Below are 19,328 nucleotides of genomic sequence, written 5' to 3' on the forward strand. Positions count from 1 at the left end.
TAGCGGCCTGTATTATGAGGAGGAAATTAAAAATCCCCCCGCTGCATCAAAGCAGCGGGGGGTGATGGATCGTATGATCAATAAAGCATCAGGATTCATCCGGAGTTTCGAGTTTTCCTAGAAAGGTGGATACTCTGCGCAGATATTCTTTAGGGTGCTCACGGAAGATAAGCTCATGATGCGCATCCTCTACAATCCAGGAATCCGAATCCGTATGGGTCTGATTGGAAGCAATCTTCTCGGCGATCGGGTAAGGTGCCTTATCGTCTTTCGTTCCGTGGATGAACAGGGTCGGGAACGGATAATCGTGCTTCTTCACCTCATTGTAAGGGATCTGATCCAGGCTTGTGCCGTTAAGCACCGGGAAGAGCAGCTCCAGAATCTCCAGGGACGGATGACGAGGGAGATTGATCTGGTTGTGAATATTATGGTAAAGCGTGTCCGGCTCCAATAAAAAGGCGCTGTCCAGAATCATGGCATCCACATCCTTGGTCTCAAGCCCTGCCTGCAGTGCGGTTCCGGCCCCCATGGAGAAGCCCCAGACGACAATTTGCTTCGCGCCGCGCTGCTTCACATGTTCAATGGCTCCAAGAAGCTGGCGTTTCTCTTCCTTGCCTCCGGTCGCCACTTCCTTGCTGGTCTGGGAGGCAAAACCGTAATCAAACATAAGCACATTAAAATTCATATTATGCGCATAATGGGCGAGATCGTACATCGGTACCCAGGTTTCCTCCCGATTGGCGCCATAACCATGGCTGAGCACGATGGTTTTAGAAGAATTCTCGGCCGGTATATACCAGCCATTTATATTTCGTTTCCCGTCAATGGAGTGGAATGTGACATTCTCGTAATTCATATCTTTAGCAAGCTTGGGGTTAGAATAGAGTGGAGCAACCGTTGGATTCGACAAAACCCAAGCAATATAAGCATGAAGCGCAATAAAACAGAAAACAAGGAAAAAAACGACAGATAATAACAACGCTAATATAATATGCTTTAAACGAACTAAGCCCGTCGACAGCTCGGCTGGCGTGTCATTTAATTGGGAGAGTGGGGCATTACTACCAGTCGTTGTGCTCATAAGTGGCCCCTCCTTACCATATAGTCTGGATATGTTTCGTTAACATGAAAGAGTTGAAATTATAATAATCGTATGCCCGGATGCCTATAAAGTCAATGCAAATCCATAGATTGTAAGACAACTGTAAAGTCCCTGTCTCGATGGTTTACTTTTGAGAAGAATTCTCATATAATTCTTGTAACCAGGTTTCATAGAATGAAACAGGAGAGGAGCTGGTCGGGATGGAAGATCGTAAATTAACGGTGCGTGCTGTAGAGCGGGCACTTGATATATTGATGTGTTTTACGAAAGAAAGTGAACTTGCCCTCACGGAGATTTCTTCGCTTATCGGATTACATAAAAGTACTGTACATCGGCTGTTAACAACGCTGGAAGACAAAGGATTCGTTGTTCGTAATAAAGAAACGGAGAAATATCGGCTCGGCTTGAAAATATGGGAGCTGTCTATGCATCTGTCCCAAAGCGACGACCCGGCGATTCGCCTTTTGCCCGCGATGGAAGCCTTACGGGATCGGCTTGGGGAAACGGTGAGTTTGTATTTAAGAGACGGTTCGGATCGTCTTCGGATTCAAGCGGTTCAGAGCAACCAGGGCATTCGGCGGGTCGCCCAGGTCGGAGTACGACTACCGTTGTCGGTTGGCGCCTCTAGCAAGGTTCTGGTGGCCTTTGCGCCACCGGCCGATCAGGAGGAGCTGCTGAATGCGCCGGATTGGCCGGAGTCAGTTGATAGGATCGTTTACCGGCAGCAGCTGGCCGAAATACTGGAGAAGGGATACGCGATCAGCATCGAAGAGCGCGAGCCTGGAGCCGCTGCGGTATCTGTACCGATTTTTGACCGGAATGGTCAAGTGGCGGCAGCACTGTCGATGTCAGGGCCAGTCACCCGTCTGTCAGCGGAAACGCTCCGCGAACATGCGCCAATCCTGATGGAGGCGGCACGGGAAATGGGAATGATGATTTAATTCATTCTATTGCCGGAGTGCGGACAGCATCACTATAAGTTATTGAATGACCGGGAGGCTCCATGTGATACAGCCGCCCGGTTATTTTTATGCGGGGGTCAACCATTTGAAAACGGGAATTGAAACGAAACGATACGAGACGAAATATACGAAACGATACGTTACATGGCAAGGCCAAAGGATATAAGGGAAGGGGGTTCAATCCTCATTCCAACAAAAAGACCGCTCCCTACAATCTTGGCGATTGGGGAAACGGTCCTTTTGTCGTAACGGCTCAACGATATAATAGGTAAGCGTCTCTTAGGTCAGCTTCATATTCTTTTCCTTTATTTTCTGATTGAGGATCTCTTGGAAGGTGAGGGGCTTATCTTTTGCTTCCTCTCTTTTGGGTGCAGCCACCGGCTGCGGCCGTTGGTATTGATAATGGAGCGATGTCATCGTATGTATTTTGATCATAGGTACCTTCCTCCTAGGTCTGGATTTCCGCCAATGTTTTTTACCCATTAACCTCCATGGCATCATTCGAAACGGAGTTTCCAATATTCAGGAAAGAAGTACCGGAAAATAACAAAATCCCCATCATCCATGCGCGGATGATGGGGATTTTTGACTAAGGCCAAATCACCTATAAGAATGCCTTATTGGTTCGATGCGATCATTTGACGCAGTACCGTTTGGAGGATACCTCCATTATGGTAGTAATCCACGTCCACCATGCTGTCGAGACGGGCGATAGCTTGGAACTCGAATTGGGTTCCGTCTTCGCGCGTAGCGACAACCGTCAATTCCTGGCCTGGCTTCACGTCGTTGCTGAGGCCCAGGATATCGAATGTCTCGCGGCCGTTCAGACCAAGGCTCTTCCAGCCATGACCTTCCTGGAACTGGAGCGGAAGAACGCCCATGCCCACCAGGTTGGAGCGGTGAATACGCTCGAAGCTTTCAGCCAGGACAGCTTTGACACCGAGAAGATAGGTACCTTTTGCCGCCCAGTCACGGGAGCTTCCTGTACCGTATTCTTTACCTGCGATAACGACGAGGTTCTGTCCGCCTGCTTGATAATTCATCGAAGCATCATAGATGGACATCACTTCATCCGTTGGCAGGTAAGTCGTTACGCCGCCTTCCGTACCTGGAGCTACCTGGTTACGGATCCGGATGTTAGCGAAGGTACCGCGCATCATGACTTCGTGGTTACCACGGCGGGAGCCGTAGGAGTTGAAGTCTTTGCGTTCAACGTTGCGGTCGCTCAGATATTTGCCGGCAGGGCTGTTGGTTGCAATGTTACCCGCTGGGGAGATATGGTCCGTTGTAACGGAATCGCCCAAGAGAGCAAGCACGCGCGCTTCTTTGATGTCCTGGATGTCGTTCAAGCCGTTGCCGAGGCTTTCGAAGAATGGCGGGTTCTGAATGTAAGTGGATTGATCGTCCCACTCGTACAGCTCGCCTTCAGGAACAGGAATCTTGTTCCAACGCTCATTGGCGGTGAACACATTCTCGTACTTTTCACGGAAAGCGTCAGCGCTAACGGCTTGACCGATCGCTTCGCGGATTTCCGCGCTCGTTGGCCAGATGTCTTTCAGATATACAGGCTCATTGTTCGGATCGTAACCGATCGGCTCGTTCTGCAGGTCGATGTTCACTGTGCCTGCCAGGGCGTAAGCCACAACTAGCGGCGGCGAAGCCAGGTAGTTGGCTTTGACTTGAGCATGCACGCGGCCTTCGAAGTTACGGTTACCCGACAATACGGCGGCTACCGTCATATCGTTGTCGGTAATCGCTTCGCTCACTTCATCCGGCAAAGGACCGGAGTTACCGATACAAGTTGCGCAGCCATAGCCTGCAACATAAAAGCCGAGAGCTTCAAGGTAGTGCAAGAGACCGGACTTCTCGAGGTAGTCGGTTACGACAAGGGAACCTGGAGTCAAGCTGCTCTTCACATAGCCGGGCTTTGCCAGGCCGCGTTCAACGGCTTTCTTCGCCAGGAGACCTGCGCCGAGCATAACGCTTGGGTTTGACGTATTCGTACAGCTGGTGATGGCTGCGATAACAACCGCACCCGTTCCCATTTCACTGGTAGAGCCGTCTTTATGATTGACTTTAACGGTTTCCGCGATTTTCTCATCGCTGAGGCCGTATCCGCCTTTGTCGATTGGCGTACGGATGATATCGTTAAAGTTTTGTTTCATGTTGGTCAGCTCGATACGGTCCTGCGGACGCTTTGGTCCAGCCAAGCTTGGTACAACCGATGCGAGATCCAATTCGATTACATCGGAGAACTCAGGGTCCGGCGTATCTGCCGTACGGAACATGTTTTGCGCTTTATAGTAGCTCTCCACGAGTTCAACCTGCTCGTCGGTGCGGCCCGTATTGCGGAGATAAGCCAGGGTTTCACTATCAACCGGGAAGAATCCGATGGTAGCGCCGTATTCTGGAGCCATGTTGGCTACCGTTGCACGGTCAGCCAGGCTGATGTTAGCAAGACCCGGTCCGTAGAATTCTACGAATTTGCCTACAACGCCTTTCTTACGGAGAAGCTCGGTTACCGTGAGGGCAAGGTCGGTCGCTGTTGCGCCTTCCGCCAGGCTGCCTGTCAGCTTGAAGCCGATAACTTCAGGTGTTACAAAATACAGCGGTTGGCCGAGCATACCGGCTTCCGCCTCGATACCGCCTACGCCCCAGCCCACAACGCCAAGGCCGTTGATCATGGTTGTATGGGAGTCCGTACCTACGAGGGAGTCAGGGAAGACAAGCGTCTCGCCGTCAACCGTCTTCGTAGCTGCTACGGAAGCAAGGTATTCCAGGTTAACCTGGTGAACGATACCCGTTCCCGGAGGAACTGCGCGGAAGTTGTTGAATGCCGTTTGAGCCCAGCGAAGGAAGCGGTAACGCTCTTCGTTACGCTCAAATTCAAGCTTCATATTCGTTTCAAGAGCTTGGTCGGTACCAAAAGCGTCAACCATGACGGAGTGGTCGATAACGAGGTCAACCGGAACGAGAGGGTTGATCTGTTTAGGGTCGCCGCCGGATTTCTTAACGGTGTCACGCATAGCTGCAAGGTCAACGACAACCGGAACGCCGGTGAAGTCCTGCAACACGATACGGGCAGGAATGAACGGGATTTCCTTGTTGTTGTCGCGTCCTTCATTCCACTTGGACAAGAGTTTTACGTGATCTTCGGTAATTGCGCGTCCGTCGAACTGACGTACGGCAGCTTCCAGCAGTACCCGAATGGAGAAAGGAAGCTTGGATACATTGCCGTATCCTTGCTCTTCGAGCGCCTGCAGGCTGAAATAACGGTAACTTTTACCACCCACCTCGAGGTTGCGTGAGATGGAGAATTGATCCTTTGCTGGCATTGATGAACCTCCTTAAGTCATTTCATAAATCGAATAAAAGTGTGAGTTAAATCCTCTGTGGTTTCACTAGGTGAAACCTAATTTCATAAATTAACTACTTTAAGTATACCGTTTTCAACTCGCTGCGTAAAGCATTTTTTATAGAAGAAAAGTATTTCAAAAAGGTGAAAACAAGCCCGTTTTTAACCCGGATACAGTCGCGTGTGATCCCGGTCTTTCTGTATTCTCTTGACCGAAGTTCATAGCCCGGAGATTTTCTTCATATAGTTGTGATAGGGAACAGCGTGAAAGGCAAGGTTAGAGGAGGAGAGTAGATGAACAGTCTGAAGCAAGCAGAGAAGCCTTGGAAGCAAGCTCTATATATTTACGTCAATCAATATAACCAAAATCGCGTGGACTATTCTTCAGGCCTGAAAGAGCAGATTGTAGCGGATCTGAATTTCCTGGTAGAGAGAGGAGAAAGGCAGTTTCGGCTGCAGACGTGGTATGCCCAGCGGGAGGCAACGCCGCTTAAGAGCGAGACTCGTGCCCGCCTCCTGCGCATCCTGAGGGAGACGGAGGATGATGTGGTCGCGGACGTGCGGCTTCACAGCGTATTTTATTATGAAAAAAGAGGCATGACGCACCGGGAAGATACGGTTTTTAGGGAGCGGCTGACGCTGATCCGGGACGGGGATGTCTGGTTGATCGTTGGCATTGAACGTCTGCAGGATGAACGCCATCCCCTGCAAAGAACCGGTGTTCCGGCAGCAGGCGCGGATGGGGCTGGAAGAGAGCCGTCCATCCCCTATATGAATGGCCGCGTATACGCCGCCGGCAGCAGCACGCGGTCCGGCCGGTATGAGCGTGAAGCCGCAGCTGCTTATGCCGATCGTTGGTGGGATTCCGGGAATCCGGAGTTTGAGGAATTTGACGTGGACTGCACGAATTATATCTCCCAGTGCCTCTTTGCAGGCAAAGCCCCAATCCTCTATACTGGTAAAAGAGAAACGGGATGGTGGTACAAGGGATACGTAAACAAGCGGGAATGGTGGAGTTACAGCTGGGCGGTATCGAACAGCTTTGCGCATTATTTGAACGCCAGTACCTCGGGGCTGCGGGCCGAGCGGGTGGAGCGTCCCGAACAGCTGATGCTGGGGGATGTCATCGTGTACGACTGGGACGGTGACGGTGCGTTTCAGCACAGCACCATCGTGACGGCATTTGACGCAGGCGGCATGCCGCTGGTTAATGCACATACGGTGTCCAGCCGCCATCGCTATTGGGACTACCGGGATTCCTACGCTTGGAACGATAACACGGAATACCGGTTTTACCATATTCCCGATTATTTTTAAGATGACAGCATGTCATGCTGCAATACGGACAAGAGAGAGGTTAACATGGGACAGGATAAATTGACGGTTGGTTTAATATACGGGGGGAAATCCGGCGAGCATGAGGTGTCGCTATCCACGGCATTCGCAGTCATGAACGCTTTTGATTATGATAAATATGAGATTGTTCCGTTTTATATTTCCAAGCAGGGTACCTGGAGAATCGGCAGCAAGCTGTCGGCTCCTTTTGCCCAGTTGGAGGAATTGAAGCTAGCTGAAGGGGAGGGCACGCAAACAGCGCTGAACGCCGTGTTCAGCAGATTGTATGGCCAAGAGACTCAGGCGGTGGATATTATGTTCCCGCTTCTTCACGGGACGTTCGGGGAGGACGGAACGATTCAGGGACTGTTCGAAATGGCGGACATCCCTTATGTGGGAACCGGTGTGCTTGCGTCGGCTGCGGGGATGGATAAAGTCGTGATGAAGAAACTCTTCGCCCAAGCAGGATTACCGCAATGCGAGTATTGTTATTTCAATCGTACCCAGTGGGAGCGGAGCCAGCATGAAGTGCTGAAGGATATCGAGGACAAACTCGGATTCCCAAGCTTCGTCAAGCCGGCTAACCTAGGCTCAAGCGTCGGGATATCCAAGGCAAAGAACCGGGAGCAGCTTAAGGCGGCGATTGAATCCGCGCTCCGGTTCGATGACAAGATCATTGTTGAAGAGTTCGTCGATGCCCGCGAAGTGGAGGTCAGCGTGCTTGGCAATGATGAGCCGATGGCATCCGTTCCGGGTGAAATAGTCTCTTCCAGTGAATACTACGACTATGCGGCCAAATATACAGATGGACAGTCACAGATGCAAATCCCGGCCGAGATCGAGCCGGATACGGCTGATCGTCTGCGTGATCTTGCCATTACTGCGTTCAAAGCGATTGAAGGCGGCGGCATTACTCGGGCCGACTTCTTTGTCCGCCGTTCGGACGGCGCGATTCTGATCAATGAAGTGAACACAATGCCGGGCTTTACACCGTACAGCATGTACCCGCTTCTGTGGCGGGAAACGGGCGTGTCCTACCGCGAGCTGCTTGACCGGATGATCGAGCTGGGTCTTGAGCGGTACAACCGCAAGCAATCCCTAATTTATGAGAACCAGGCGTAAGCCGTCACAATAGGATATGAAACACCAGGGGGAGTCCGCGCTATTCATTACGGCTCCCCTTGACTCTAATATTTTGGGATGAAAGGAAGATACGTAATATGGGATTTCAAACCGAGTTCAATTCCGTTTGTAAGTTTAAGAGTGAGCAGGAGCTCTATGAGCTGTTGGAATACGGCCGCGGTAAAATGCTGAAGGATGGGCTTCGGGTATTTCCGACAGGACAGAAGGTTATTGCTTATACGCCGGATAACCAGGCGGTGGCAATCGTTCTGATCACCGCATGCGTATCAGAGATTAACTTCCAGGGCCGCGAGGTCACTTCGGTCGAGCTGCAGCTGATCCGCAAATTGACCGAAGAGGAAGCACGTATACAGACAGCACTCGCTCACGAAATGTTTTTTGGAGATCATGCATGATTGTTCGTTTCGGTTATGTAGCCATGTCCACGGTTGTGCAGAATGCTTCTCCTTCCAAGACGATGACCATGAAGAGTTTTATGAAGCTGAATGACCGTGAGGCCGGCTTGCACAAACTGGAGCGGATCGCGAATGAGAATCTACATAATACCCTTCGGCTTCTGAAGCATAACGCGGCTCACGATATCAAGGTGTACCGCTTCTCGTCCAAGCTGATTCCGCTGGCCACGCATCAAGATATGCAGGATTGGGATCCATTCCCGGCTTTGCGGGAAGGCTTTCAGGCCATTGGGGATTTTGTGAAAAAGCACGAGATGCGGGTATCTTTTCATCCGGATCATTTCACGGTGCTGAGCACGCCGCGTCCTGAGGTGCTGGTCAACTCGATCCGTGATCTGGAGTCGCACGTCCATATGCTGCAGGCCATGGAGCTGCCTGCTTCCATGAAAAATAACATTCATATCGGCGGCGCTTATGGAGACAAGCCTTCGGCCTCGGCCCGATTCGTGGATCATTTTCATAGGCTTGACCCACATATCAAGGAACGGCTGACCCTTGAAAATGACGACAAAACCTTTACTGCGCAGGAAACGCTGGCCGTATGCCGACAAACGGGGCTGCCGATGGTGCTGGATATCCATCATCAGTGGGTCAATAACGATGGCGAGGCACCTTGGGAACTGTGGCCGGATATTCTTCGCACCTGGGAGACGCAGCTAGCGCAGGCGGATTCGGACCGGGCGCACCCGCTGCCGCCCAAGATTCACGTATCCAGTCCCAAGAGCCCTACCGATATCCGCAGCCATGCGGATGGGGTGGATGTTGTGCCATTGCTGGCGTTTTTACGGAATATTGCGAGGTCTACGCCGAAGGTGGACGTTATGATTGAAGCGAAGATGAAGGACGGCGCCTTGTTTGATCTGATGAAGGATTTGGGAGATTATACGGCAGAGGGCGTAACCATTCTCGACGGTGCCTCCGTACAAGTGAACCCTTAACCCGATAAGATGAGCTTGTTAACACTTGCAAGTTGATGGATTTTGGGTTACGTTGGAAGTATCCAAACAGAGATTCCCCTTAATACATGACATTGGATAAAAAGTTCGTTCTCGCCAAGCATTCAGGTGCACAGCATAGGACGGACTTTTATTGAAATAGGCGGAATTTTCGCGTGGCTGCCCTTTCGATTACAGCAATGACTGAATAGGATGTAGGGATTGTCAAAAATCACTAGATTGATATAGAAAGTAGAGTGAATGCTTTGAACGAGAATGAAAAGATTCCTTATGTTGTCAGCAGTAAGAGCTACACCGCCGTTGCGATTAATTGCGCCGCCAAAGCGGGAGAGTGGATTAAGAGCAAACTCGGTACAGTCAAGCAGTTGAGCACCAAGTCTTCAGCACAGGATATCGTAACCGAGGTGGACAAAGGCGCCGAGCAGATGATCCGCAAGCTGATCTTGACGCACTTTCCGGATCATGCGATCCTCGGAGAAGAAGGGGTTGCCCCGGGCACCGATGCCTATGTGAAGGCGCTCGAGGACGCCAAGGACGAAGAGTATCTCTGGATTATCGACCCTGTGGACGGAACGACGAACTATGTTCATGGATTTCCGTTTTACTCCGTGTCGATTGCACTGGCTCATCATGGTGAAGTCATTGTCGGCGTTATTTACGATCCTTCCCGGGACGAGTTGTTTGTTGCGGAAAAAGGAAAAGGAGCCTACGTTCACGGCAACCCTACCTATGTTTCCAAGGAAGATCAATTGTCGGACAGCTTGCTGGCCACGGGCTTCCCGCTGGACAGCACGGTCAACCTGCCGCTGAATATGGCTGAGCTGCAGGCGCTGCTGCCGATGGTTCGCAATGTAAGAGCCGGCGGCTCCGCTGCGCTTCATCTTGCTTATGTGGCTGCCGGTCGGCTTAGCGGATACTGGGAGCACGGTTTGAGCGCTTGGGACGTTGCCGCAGGCGCACTATTGGTTCAGGAGTCCGGCGGTAAAGTAACCGATACGGAAGGAAAGTCATACGATCTGTCGGTGCGTCATTTGGCGGCAACCAACGGGCTGATTCATCAGCGTTTTCTGGATACACTAAAAGACGCGGGCGAAGCTTTGATTCGCTAAAGGCCCGGGACGGCATGCAAATGCAGGTCACTTACAACCGCTTGATAAAGGAGAGTGCTTACGATGAATGAGAAGTCGGATCAGGATTTGGAGCGCCAGCTCAGCGAGATGTTAACGGACGGTGAAATGCAGAAGAAGGACCGGGAGAAGGAGGAGCGCAGGCTTCTCTCTCCGAAATACGAGATCCGGATTCAGACGCAGCTTGATCCCATCGTGGAAGAGACGCAGAAGTACCGCAGCATGGCGAAAGAAGTGGATGATCGCTATGACAAGTACATGGATAAGGTAGTTAGGAAGGATAAGCCTGAGGATTCGGGTGAAGAAGCTTGATAGCGCTTTAAGGGATGTTTACGAAGCGGGACATCTCTATTCATGAAAGGCCCGAATCAGGAATGGACAGCATAGAGCGAGCTGTCCATTTTTTTATGATCACTAGTCAAGGTAACACTTCTCAAGATGGCTCAAATTGGAGTCACGAGGTTTAGCCTTGTCCTTAGGGAGAGCGCGCGGTGCGAGTTCGGCTTCAATTTGATCATGTTCTGGGAGGCGCAACAGGGGCAGTTTCCATGGTGCTGTGGTGCATCCTAATCTTCTTCAACCCATATTCCGATGAGATCAGCTGGAAACCTGCCTTAACCACGTTCGTTATGTTATTTCTTCCAGCTGGTTTGGCGATGCTCGCGGTGATGTATTCATACCGATTGCTGCTGCTGGTTGCCTTTGGTTGGTCGATACTGCCAAGCTTGTATTTTGCCGCCACCCCTGGGATATTTGCATGGTTTGGAGTTACATCCCTCGGCTATTTATTCGCTTTTCTTTTCATGAAACCTTATCGTTCTGGTTGATTCGGTACCATTCACAGGCTGCTGGTGGTAAAATAAGGATGTATTAAGTTCATTGACATTAGGGGAGTGAAGGCATGTTCAAACAATGGAAGAAGGGGCTGGCGGCAGTAACCGGCACCTTGACGCTCGCGGTGGCACTGGTTGGACCGGGCGTTGCGCCGGCTTATGCCGATGAGATTACAGCCAAGGATACATATCATATTGTAGCGCTGGGGGACTCGCTGACCGTTGGGTATGAGCCGGGAATGGATCTGAACAGCAAGCCCTACGGTTTTGTTGACCGACTGTATGAGCAAGGTTTGTTCCACGGCCGGACCGAAGTAACGAATCTGGGGATCGGCGGCCTGAAAACCGATGGTCTGAATAACTACGTCAAGGCCGTCTTGGATGAACGCGCGATTACGGCGGAGGAACTGCAGCCAGGGCTCAGCGGCATCGATCCGCGCACCAAGCAGATGGGCGCTGACGCAGCGAAAGCCAAGCCGGTTATCGCCAATGCGGATCTGATTACCATTACCATCGGCGGCAATGACATGATGAGTCTAGTCAGTACCGTGGAAACATTAAGCGACGAACAGCTGAAAGCAAAGATGCAGGAACTGTTCAAGACCTATACGGATAATGTCTCATCCATCATTACCAACTTGCATGCCATCAATCCGGATGCCTCTATCGTGGTGGCGGATCAGTACAATCCGGTGCCCAAAGTCGCTGACGAGGTCGCATACGCCAAATTGCTTGCAGCATCTGGAGAGTTCACGAAGCTGGTGGAAGGCGTAGCTGACAGTTTTGCAACTCAGGGCGTAAACATCAAGGTAGCCCATGTTGCGAAGAAATTCGTGGGCTCCGAGCTGACGATGACCCATATCCTGAAAGACGATATTCATCCGAACCAATATGGATACGAGACCATGGCCGGCGTGTTCGCAGAGACGATCTGGGGCAGCTACAAGAATCCCCCTGTTCAGGAACAGGGGCAGCCGATGCGCATCATCGTGAAGGGGCAGGAGCTGAACACGCCATATAAGCCGATCCTACGCGATAACCTGAATTACGTCGCGATACAGGATATCGTAAATGCAGTGGGAGCGACGACCACATGGGAAAATAAAACGTCCAGTGCAACGATTACGTTCGGAGATCAGACGGTGGTGGTGAAGATCGGTGCCAAAACCGTTCAAGTTAACGGAACGGCTGTACCGATCGATACACCGGCTTTCCTGCAAAAGGTTGGGAAAGAAGATAAAACTTACGTTCCGCTCGCGGTGATTGCATCTGGTCTTGGTTTTGATGTTCAATACAGCACCAAATTGCGTACCGCATTCATTAACTTGTAATCCCATAAACAAGCTGCACCGGCTGGAAGGAGTCGATGCAGCTTTTTTTTGTTGTGATTACCGATTGTGGTGATGGCCAATGAGAGAAATCCATTTGATCTCCCCCGTTTGTTAACGGCGCGATTGAGAACATGCTTGGGATATAGATTTAGAGATGTACTTGCACACCGGTGTGATGTTTCTAACATGAGTAACTCCAAGCAGATGGTACAATACGACATCATTTCCTTTCATGCATGGTTTGACATCAGATCAGAAATTGCACCCCTTACCTGACATGATGGAAAGTGGGGATGTGTGTGAGCGGCAGGGAAAGGCTTATCGAATGTCGAATCTTGGAAGAAACATAGATATGGCATTATAGGGGGAACAAGGAATGAATGGACCGATGATCGTTACGTTGTCTGTCTTGGCCGTGGCATCCGCATTGTTCATGTCGGGAAAAGTGCGGTCGGATTTAGTCGCGATCGGCGTGTTGATGGTACTTATGTTAACGGACATTTTAAGTCCGTCTGAAGCCCTTTCAGGCTTTTCCAATTCGGTTGTCATTATGATGATCGGTTTGTTTGTTGTGGGCGGCGGCATTTTTCAGACCGGATTAGCCAAGATGGCCAGCGGTAAGCTGCTGAAGCTTGGCGGCGGAAGCGAGACCCGGCTCTTGATTATGATCATGTTGGTGACGTCGCTCATTGGCGGATTCGTCAGCAATACCGGCACGGTAGCGGTGATGCTGCCCATTGTTGTCAGCCTGGCGTTTAGCGCCGAGATCAATCCGGGGCGGCTGCTGATGCCGCTTGCTTTTGCGAGCAGCCTGGGCGGCATGCTCACATTAATCGGTACGCCGCCGAATCTCGTGATTCAGGAGACGTTGATCAACGCAGGTTACGAACGGCTGTCGTTCTTTGCTTTTTTGCCGATCGGACTTGTGTGTTTGGCAACGGGGATCATCGCGATATTGTTCCTTCGCCGTTTTCTTCCCAGCAATGAAGAAGGGGGAGCAGGTAAACAGGGCGGGCGCTCGCTTCGAGAACTTGCCAAACAGTATCGGCTGACCCAGAACCTGTATCGGATTCAGATTGGTGCCGATTCCTCCATTCGATCCAAAACATTGCGGGAGCTGGACATTCCGGCGAAGTTCGAAGTGAACGTCATTGAAATCCGCCGTAAAATGTCGGCCAAGAATCAATTCTTCAAGACGATCAACCAGGAGATCGCAGGTCCTGAGACTGTGATTGAGGAAGACGATATTCTGTATGTAAACGGCCCGTTCGAGCGGGCCGCGGAGTTTGCGGAGACGTATGGGCTTATCATGCTGGACCAGCGTGCACCAGAGCTTCGGAAACGTGCCGAAGAGTCGCAGTACGCCACGAGTGACGTTGGCATTGCCGAGGTGATGCTGACTCCATCTTCGCGCCTGATTGGCCATCTCGTTAAACATTCGGGCTTCCGGGAGAAGTATCGGGTGAACATTTTGGGCATCCAGCGAAAAGAACAGTATCTTCTGCACCATCTGAAAGAAGAGAAAATGCGCTTTGGCGATGCCCTGCTCGTTCAGGGCACTTGGAAGGATATAGCCCTCCTGGCTGCCGAGCAAACAGATGTCGTGGTGGTAGGGCAGCCAGTGGAAGAGTCGCGCAAATTGACGATGGACCATAAAGCGCCGATTGCGGCCGGGATCATGCTCTTGATGGTGATCCTGCTGGTGACGGAATGGATTCCGGCGGTCGCCTCCGTGATGGTTGCTGCGGTATTGATGGTTGTGTTTGGATGCGTGCGTAACATGGAGGAGGCCTATAAGACGGTCAATTGGGAGAGCATTGTGCTTATTGGCGGCATGATTCCGATGTCCATTGCCATTGAGAAAACGGGAGCTGCCACGCTGGTTTCGGATATGCTGGTCCATTCACTGGGCAGCTATGGCCCGCTTGCCCTGCTGGCAGGGGTATACTTCACTACCTCGCTGTTGACAATGTTCATCAGCAATACGGCCTGCGCCGTATTATTTGCGCCGATTGCACTATCGGCTGCCATTCAGATGGGGGCGAGCCCGTATCCGTTTCTGTTCGCCGTCTCCATTGGAGCAAGCATGTGCTTTGCTTCTCCGTTCTCTACGCCGCCGAATGCACTCGTCATGTCCGCAGGCCGTTATAAATTCAGTCACTATGTGAAGGTTGGATTGCCGCTTCAACTGGTAATCGGCCTGGTCATGATGGCGGTACTGCCGATGTTCTTTCCGTTCTAGAGGGATTTTGCATATGAACACCTCTATGTTGGGTCCGTTAGGATTTAGCATGGGGGTGTTATTCTATTTGGCTATAATGCATATTGGAGTGTACTTACCTATCAGGCAAATTTGCTCATGGTAAGTCCGTTAACAATTGGCAGGCCAGCCTTAGTAAGAAGGAAATCGCCTGTCCCGAGGCTAATAGTTGAATTTGTAACTTCCTGCCTCATCGTAAAATTACGCATCATTTCCGTAGAAATGACTACGCTGGTGCTGCTGGATTGTTGCTATGCTTGAGAAAGCCGGAGGTGCAAGTACCGATGAAGAACCGCTTCAAAAATCCGCTGGGCCGCATGAATATCAAACAGCAGATGATTCTGCTGTTTCTGGTGCTGGTCATCCCGTTGTTTGCGCTAAATGCCTATGGGAATTCCATGGCCGGTCAAATCCTGAAGCGTCATGTGACTAATGCTTATATCGAACTGAACAAGCAGAACTTCAAGCTGATTAACCGTGATATTGAAACCGTTAACAAAGTGACCTCTACGGTCATCCAAAACTCGCAGATCCAGCAGCTGGATCCCTTTGCGGAGGGCACTGTTCTTGCGCGCGTCAAAAACTACGAGCAGCTGGAAAAAATGCTGTTGTCGTTCTCTCAAGAGACGGATGAACGCGAACCAGTCTATTACTCGCTCTATGTGTATGACCCGGACAATAGCTACTTCTTTGCTCCCTATTACCCTGACCGCAGAAAAGCGGGGGTGTATTTTTTCTCCGACGAGAAGGAGAAGCCGGCATGGTTCGATGAGGCCGTGGCAATGAAAGGGAACGGATATCTCAAGCGGATAGCGAATCTGTCCCCGCCGGTACAAGGGCGGCAGGATCCAGAGACCTTAAGCTATGTGAGGGCCGTTAACAATATTTATAGGGGCGGGACCATCGGCGTTCTGGTGGTCACGAATTTGGACGCGCGGATCGGCGAGTCGTTATCGACGGTTTCGATACCGGACGGGGAGTTGTATTTTACGGATTGGAACGATAATATTCTGACCTCGTCGGTACAGGGCATGGCGGGCAAACTGGAATTGCCGCCCGAAGCGGATCCGGGCCATTCCACGATCGGCGTCATGGACGTGATCACGTCTGATTTTATCTATGTCATCGATTATAACTACGTGTTCCAGCAAAAGCTGGTCTACAAGGTGCCTGTCAAAACGCTGCTCGCCCAGCAAAGCGAAATGAAGCGCGTCATTCAGGTTATCTCCATCGCTTACTTTGCCGTGGGCCTCATTATCGTTTTCTACTTCTGGCAGTCACTGATGACGCCGCTTCAAAAGCTGGCGCATTTCGTGAGAAGGTACGAACCGGGGAACGTCGTGCCGGAAACCCCCTACCGACGCAGAAAAGATGAAGTCAGTGTCCTCATCTCCACGATTTATGATATGGCCCGCCGATTGAATGATCTGATCCACTACAAATACCGTATGGATCTGAAGCAGAAGGAAGCACAGCTGCAGCTGCTTTATCAGCAGATTAACCCCCATTTGCTGTACAACACCTTGGAAAGTATTTATTGGAAGAGCACGATGGAGGGCAATACCGAGTCCGCGGAGATGATCAAGGATTTGTCCAAATTAATGAAGATCAGTCTCAGCAGGGGGCGGGATCTCATCACGCTTGGGGAAGAGCTCGAGCATGCGGGGGCTTATATTAATCTCCAGCTGAACCGTTACGACTATCAGTTTACCGTCCGCTGGGAAGTTCCCGAGTCCTTGCTGGTGAACCATGTGCCGAAGATTACGCTGCAGCCGCTGCTGGAAAACGCAATTATTCATGGCATTAAAAATATGGGCGAGGACGGAATCATTCGGATTTCAGGACATCTGGAGGATAAATGCTTCCGGATCGTCATCGAAGATAACGGCTTCCGTCCCGTAAACTACGAGTCTATTCATAGACTGCTCCATAATGAAGTGCAGGACCCTTCATCGGGCTACGGCATTCGCAATATCCAGGAGCGGATTCGGCTGCATTTTGGAAACTGCTATGGGCTGGAATATGAACCAAGAGAAGAAGGGGGAACCCGTGTGACGATTACGATTCCCCGAACAGAAGTTGCAACCATTACCACAACCGGACAGGAGGTCTCCTGATGTATAACATTTTGGTGGTAGATGACGAACCTTTGATCTGCAAGGGCTTAGCCGGGCTGTTAACGTCCTCGGGCCTTGCCATCGATGGGATTACCACGGCTTACAGCGGGCAAGAAGCGCTGGATTACATACGGATGGGGGATATCGATCTGTTGGTCACCGATATCCAGATGGGCGAGATGAACGGCATCGAGCTGATGCAGCAGGCGAAGATCGTGAAGCCGTGGGTTCAGACAATCATTATTTCAGCCCATGAAACATTTCAATATGCGCAGCGGGCGCTTCAGCTCGGAGCCAAGGATTATTTGATCAAACCACTGAACAGTGAGCAGTTTCTGGATTCGGTCCGCAGCGTGCTGCTCAAGATGGACCGACCGGCGCCTCAGGTGGAGTCGTTTCTCATGGTCGATAACGAGCATTTTCGGATGGAGGAGCCTCCGTCCGAACGAATAGAGCGGCTGAACCAGCGGCTCTCCACAGAGTCGGATCAGCTGCAACTGGCCGGTCTAGACGAATCGGAACTGGGCTTGATTGGTCCTTATTTTGCGGTCATCAAGATGAAGCTGGGCCTAACGGAAGACAGCAGCGCTTCTTTTTCCAGGCAAGATATAAATCTGATTCAATATGCTGCGCTGAATATCGCCAAGGAGCTGCTGGAGCAGGAGCCGCACACCTTCGTGTTCTACTCGCCGGAGCGAGACATCAACATCATCCTTCAATGGAGCGAGCAGGAGATGGAGGAGAATGCGAGCAGCAAGATCCACCATCTGGAGATGATTGGCCGGAGCCTGCACCACCATGTGGAGCTGTACCTGAAACGTAGCTGTACCGTGGGGATCAGTCAAATACTGAGAGGGCCTGAATTTTTGAGTGTGCTCAGCCGTCAGGCGGACAAAGCGATGCTGTGGAGCGAGCAGCTGCATGATTTCCACGTGTTTTATTACGGGGATTTCAATTGGCACAACTATGCCCAGGAGACGTCGCAAGAGGTGCTCTCGAGCCAGAGCAACCGGATCGTCGAGAATACGAGGCAGTATATCGTGGAGCATTATCGCCAAAAGGGATTGACGATTCATGAGGTAGCCAAGAACAATCATGTGAGTCCGAACTATTTGAGTTATCTGTTCAAAAAATATACCGGCAGCAGCCTGTGGGAGTATGTCGTGAAGCTGCGGATGGAGGAGAGCAGGTCTCTGATCCTGAGCACGGATCTTCGCCGTTACGAAATCGCCGAGCGAGTCGGCTATGAATCCCCGGAGCATTTTAGCAAAATCTTCAAAAAATACTATGGTGTCAGTCCCAGCGAGTTAAAGAAGTAAGAACGGTTATACTTCACATAGTTTTAGACATGTTGTAAGACTCCCTTCCTTTTTACAATTAAAGCTGGACATTTAATAAAGGAATGAGGGAGTCAGATGGAAGAAACGGCCATGCCGCAAGGCCAGGCTCGGATAGAGCCCGGTCATCGCACCCGACAGGAGCACAAGCGCAAGCCGCTGTGGAAGAAGTACATATGGGGGTATTTGTTCCTCGTTCCGGCGATTGCGATCTTTATCGTCTTTTTGTGGGTACCGATCTTTAAAGGGATTTTTTACAGCTTTTTTCATATCGATTTCGTAAAAGGAAACACCTTCGTCGGGTTCGATAACTATGCCAAGGTGCTGAGCAATCCGGATCTGCTGCTTTCCGTTCGAAATACTTTATATTTCATGCTGTTAACGCTGGTCATCGGCTTCTGGGTACCCATCGCGGCCTCCATTGCCATCTCGGAGCTGAAGCTGTTCCAGGGCTTCGCCCGGATTGCAGCGTATCTCCCGTTTGTCGTACCCGGCGTCGTGCTCTACGGCATGTGGAGGTGGATGTATGATCCGGTAGGCCCGATCAACGCCCTGTTCGGCTTCTTCGGGGCAGAACCGGTATCGTTTATATCGGATAGCCGGTTCTCCATGGTGTCGCTTGTCGTTATGGAGACGTGGCAGCAATTCGGCTCGGCGATGCTGATCTATCTGGCCGGCGTGCTCAGCATACCGAAGGATTGGTATGAAGCTGCCGAAATCGACGGTGCGGGCGTATGGGCCCGGATTAAATACATTACGCTCCCCTCGATGCGCAATTTGATTATGCTCATGCTGATTCTGCAGCTGATCGGCACTTCGCAGGCGTATCAGTCGCAGCTTGCGATGCTGGATGGCGGACCGAACAAGGCCACGCTCACCTATGCGCTTCTAACCGTAAAGTACGCGTTTAACCAGCTGGATTACGGGGCAGGAACCGCCATGGGCATTTTGATGTTTCTGGTGCTGAGTTTGCTGGGCATCCTGCAATTCAAGATGAACAGGGAGGAGTACTAGG

At 51.1% G+C, this 19,328-nt stretch carries 16 protein-coding genes; 13 read left to right on the forward strand and 3 right to left on the reverse strand.

Features of this window, described 5'->3' with window-relative positions; translation table 11 throughout:
- Positions 1-88: 88 nt before the first annotated feature.
- Complete coding sequence (locus NYE54_RS04560; protein WP_339270355.1) at positions 89-1,081, reverse strand: alpha/beta fold hydrolase; 993 nt, start codon at positions 1,079-1,081, stop codon at positions 89-91.
- Positions 1,082-1,302: 221 nt separating this feature from the next.
- Here NYE54_RS04560 and NYE54_RS04565 point away from each other — a divergent pair, with 221 nt between their 5' ends.
- The gene (locus NYE54_RS04565) at positions 1,303-2,043 is read left to right on the forward strand and encodes an IclR family transcriptional regulator (RefSeq protein ID WP_076325898.1); all 741 of its coding nucleotides are present in this window, start codon (positions 1,303-1,305) and stop codon (positions 2,041-2,043) included.
- A gap of 300 nt (positions 2,044-2,343) precedes the next feature.
- Here the strand turns inward: NYE54_RS04565 and NYE54_RS04570 are convergent, their stop codons facing one another.
- Positions 2,344-2,499, reverse strand: coding sequence for a hypothetical protein (locus NYE54_RS04570; RefSeq protein ID WP_202618867.1), 156 nt, complete (start codon positions 2,497-2,499; stop codon positions 2,344-2,346).
- A gap of 182 nt (positions 2,500-2,681) precedes the next feature.
- Positions 2,682-5,399 carry an aconitate hydratase AcnA gene (acnA, locus tag NYE54_RS04575; RefSeq protein ID WP_339270358.1) on the reverse strand — a complete coding sequence of 906 codons (2,718 nt, stop codon included), beginning with the start codon at positions 5,397-5,399 and terminating at the stop codon, positions 2,682-2,684.
- A 314-nt stretch (positions 5,400-5,713) separates the two neighbouring features.
- Between acnA and NYE54_RS04580 the strand changes: the two genes are divergently transcribed.
- The 12 genes from NYE54_RS04580 to NYE54_RS04635 all read left to right on the forward strand — a co-directional run bounded on the left by NYE54_RS04580 (position 5,714) and on the right by NYE54_RS04635 (position 19,327).
- Complete coding sequence (locus tag NYE54_RS04580) at positions 5,714-6,736, forward strand: amidase domain-containing protein (RefSeq protein WP_339270360.1); 1,023 nt, start codon at positions 5,714-5,716, stop codon at positions 6,734-6,736.
- A 45-nt stretch (positions 6,737-6,781) separates the two neighbouring features.
- Positions 6,782-7,876 carry a D-alanine--D-alanine ligase gene (locus tag NYE54_RS04585; RefSeq protein ID WP_213647812.1) on the forward strand — a complete coding sequence of 365 codons (1,095 nt, stop codon included), beginning with the start codon at positions 6,782-6,784 and terminating at the stop codon, positions 7,874-7,876.
- 98 nt (positions 7,877-7,974) lie between these two features.
- Complete coding sequence (locus tag NYE54_RS04590) at positions 7,975-8,292, forward strand: hypothetical protein (protein ID WP_322398503.1); 318 nt, start codon at positions 7,975-7,977, stop codon at positions 8,290-8,292.
- Positions 8,289-9,290: a UV DNA damage repair endonuclease UvsE gene (uvsE, locus tag NYE54_RS04595; RefSeq protein ID WP_339270364.1), complete on the forward strand. Its 1,002-nt coding sequence runs from the start codon at positions 8,289-8,291 to the stop codon at positions 9,288-9,290. The genes NYE54_RS04590 and uvsE overlap by 4 nt, the downstream gene beginning before the upstream one ends.
- Positions 9,291-9,544: 254 nt before the next feature.
- A complete protein-coding gene (locus tag NYE54_RS04600; protein ID WP_339270366.1) occupies positions 9,545-10,417 on the forward strand; it encodes an inositol monophosphatase family protein in 873 nt (290 codons plus the stop codon).
- A gap of 63 nt (positions 10,418-10,480) precedes the next feature.
- Positions 10,481-10,747 carry a hypothetical protein gene (locus tag NYE54_RS04605; RefSeq protein WP_339270368.1) on the forward strand — a complete coding sequence of 89 codons (267 nt, stop codon included), beginning with the start codon at positions 10,481-10,483 and terminating at the stop codon, positions 10,745-10,747.
- A gap of 179 nt (positions 10,748-10,926) precedes the next feature.
- Positions 10,927-11,262, forward strand: coding sequence for a hypothetical protein (locus NYE54_RS04610; RefSeq protein ID WP_339270369.1), 336 nt, complete (start codon positions 10,927-10,929; stop codon positions 11,260-11,262).
- Positions 11,263-11,336: 74 nt separating this feature from the next.
- Complete coding sequence (locus tag NYE54_RS04615) at positions 11,337-12,599, forward strand: GDSL-type esterase/lipase family protein (protein WP_339270371.1); 1,263 nt, start codon at positions 11,337-11,339, stop codon at positions 12,597-12,599.
- A gap of 376 nt (positions 12,600-12,975) precedes the next feature.
- A complete protein-coding gene (locus NYE54_RS04620; RefSeq protein WP_339270373.1) occupies positions 12,976-14,841 on the forward strand; it encodes an SLC13 family permease in 1,866 nt (621 codons plus the stop codon).
- A 302-nt stretch (positions 14,842-15,143) separates the two neighbouring features.
- Positions 15,144-16,976 (forward strand): histidine kinase, encoded by a 1,833-nt coding sequence (locus NYE54_RS04625; protein WP_339270375.1) that lies wholly within the window; start codon positions 15,144-15,146, stop codon positions 16,974-16,976.
- Positions 16,976-18,295, forward strand: a complete 1,320-nt coding sequence (locus NYE54_RS04630) for a response regulator (RefSeq protein WP_339270377.1) — start codon at positions 16,976-16,978, stop codon at positions 18,293-18,295. Before NYE54_RS04625 ends, NYE54_RS04630 begins: the two co-directional genes overlap by 1 nt.
- A gap of 96 nt (positions 18,296-18,391) precedes the next feature.
- Positions 18,392-19,327 (forward strand): sugar ABC transporter permease, encoded by a 936-nt coding sequence (locus NYE54_RS04635; protein ID WP_076325886.1) that lies wholly within the window; start codon positions 18,392-18,394, stop codon positions 19,325-19,327.
- Position 19,328 lies beyond the last annotated feature (1 nt).

This window comes from Paenibacillus sp. FSL K6-1330, from assembly GCF_037976825.1.
Taxonomy (GTDB): domain Bacteria; phylum Bacillota; class Bacilli; order Paenibacillales; family Paenibacillaceae; genus Paenibacillus_AQ.

Excerpts from the sequence above, each read along its gene's own strand:
- NYE54_RS04560 (WP_339270355.1), bottom strand. The coding sequence starts at position 1,081 with ATGAGCACAACGACTGGTAGTAATGCCCCACTCTCCCAATTAAATGAC.
- NYE54_RS04565 (WP_076325898.1), top strand. The coding sequence starts at position 1,303 with ATGGAAGATCGTAAATTAACGGTGCGTGCTGTAGAGCGGGCACTTGAT.
- NYE54_RS04620 (WP_339270373.1), top strand. The coding sequence starts at position 12,976 with ATGAATGGACCGATGATCGTTACGTTGTCTGTCTTGGCCGTGGCATCC.
- NYE54_RS04615 (WP_339270371.1), top strand. The coding sequence starts at position 11,337 with ATGTTCAAACAATGGAAGAAGGGGCTGGCGGCAGTAACCGGCACCTTG.
- NYE54_RS04580 (WP_339270360.1), top strand. The coding sequence starts at position 5,714 with ATGAACAGTCTGAAGCAAGCAGAGAAGCCTTGGAAGCAAGCTCTATAT.
- NYE54_RS04635 (WP_076325886.1), top strand. The coding sequence starts at position 18,392 with ATGGAAGAAACGGCCATGCCGCAAGGCCAGGCTCGGATAGAGCCCGGT.
- NYE54_RS04590 (WP_322398503.1), top strand. The coding sequence starts at position 7,975 with ATGGGATTTCAAACCGAGTTCAATTCCGTTTGTAAGTTTAAGAGTGAG.
- NYE54_RS04585 (WP_213647812.1), top strand. The coding sequence starts at position 6,782 with ATGGGACAGGATAAATTGACGGTTGGTTTAATATACGGGGGGAAATCC.
- acnA (WP_339270358.1), bottom strand. The coding sequence starts at position 5,399 with ATGCCAGCAAAGGATCAATTCTCCATCTCACGCAACCTCGAGGTGGGT.
- NYE54_RS04570 (WP_202618867.1), bottom strand. The coding sequence starts at position 2,499 with ATGATCAAAATACATACGATGACATCGCTCCATTATCAATACCAACGG.
- NYE54_RS04625 (WP_339270375.1), top strand. The coding sequence starts at position 15,144 with ATGAAGAACCGCTTCAAAAATCCGCTGGGCCGCATGAATATCAAACAG.
- NYE54_RS04605 (WP_339270368.1), top strand. The coding sequence starts at position 10,481 with ATGAATGAGAAGTCGGATCAGGATTTGGAGCGCCAGCTCAGCGAGATG.
- uvsE (WP_339270364.1), top strand. The coding sequence starts at position 8,289 with ATGATTGTTCGTTTCGGTTATGTAGCCATGTCCACGGTTGTGCAGAAT.
- NYE54_RS04630 (WP_339270377.1), top strand. The coding sequence starts at position 16,976 with ATGTATAACATTTTGGTGGTAGATGACGAACCTTTGATCTGCAAGGGC.